The 1,207-nt window shown below is 72.9% G+C and carries 1 protein-coding gene; it reads right to left on the reverse strand.

The features are described 5' to 3' along the window. A partial coding sequence (locus tag ACWGKQ_RS52155; protein WP_453299178.1) for an acetyl-CoA carboxylase biotin carboxylase subunit occupies nt 1-1,207 on the reverse strand: 1,207 nt, incomplete at both ends.

The following is a 1,207-nucleotide window of genomic DNA, read 5'->3' on the forward strand; positions in this document are numbered from 1 at the left end:
GCTTGGGCTTGGCACCGGCGGCGAGGCCGGTGCGGGCCAGGGTCATGCCCAGGGACGCGGGGAGGGAGACCTCCAGGCGCTTGCCGCCGACCTCGGCGACGACCGTCTCCCGGCCGCTGTCCTCGTCTGCCTCGGTGTCGGCCGGGGCGGCGAAGGGCTTGATCTCGTTGACGAACTCGGTCTCGATCCAGCGGGTGTGGACCGTGAACGGATCCGTGGAGCCCGCAAGCTCCGGGCCGAACGCCGGGTCACGGACGACGACGCGGTGGAAGGGGATCGCGGTGGCCATGCCCTCGACCTGGAACTCGTCCAGGGCCCGTGCGGCCCGCTGCAGGGCCTCGGCGCGGGTGCGGCCGGTGACGATCAGCTTGGCCAGCAGGGAGTCCCAGGCGGGGCCGATCACGCTGCCGGCCTCCACGCCCGCGTCCAGACGGACACCGGGGCCGGAGGGGGCGTCGAAGCGGGTGACGGTGCCGGGGGCGGGCAGGAAGTTACGGCCCGGGTCCTCGCCGTTGATCCGGAACTCGAAGGAATGACCGCGCAGGGCGGGGTCGTCGTAGCCGAGTTCCTCGCCGTCGGCGATCCGGAACATCTCACGGACCAGGTCGATGCCGGCGACCTCCTCGGTCACCGGGTGCTCGACCTGGAGGCGGGTGTTGACCTCCAGGAAGGAGATCGTGCCGTCCTGGCCGACCAGGAACTCGCAGGTCCCGGCGCCGACGTAGCCGGCCTCCTTGAGGATGGCCTTGGACGCCCGGTACAGCTCGGCGACCTGCGTCTCGGACAGGAACGGGGCGGGGGCCTCCTCGACCAGTTTCTGGTGGCGGCGCTGGAGCGAGCAGTCACGGGTGGAGACGACGACCACGTTGCCGTGGGTGTCGGCCAGGCACTGGGTCTCCACGTGCCGGGGGCGGTCGAGGTAGCGCTCCACGAAGCACTCGCCGCGGCCGAAGGCGGCCACCGCCTCACGGACCGCGGAGTCGTACAGCTCGGGGACCTCTTCGAGGGTGCGGGCGACCTTCAGGCCGCGTCCGCCGCCGCCGAAGGCCGCCTTGATGGCGATCGGCAGGCCGTGTTCCTCGGCGAACGCCACGACCTCGTCCGCGCCGCTCACCGGGTCGGGGGTGCCGGCCACCAGCGGGGCGCCGGCACGCTGGGCGATGTGCCGGGCGGCGACCTTGTCGCCCAGGTCGCGGATCGCCTGCGG

Source organism: Streptomyces sp. NPDC054770 (assembly GCF_053611985.1).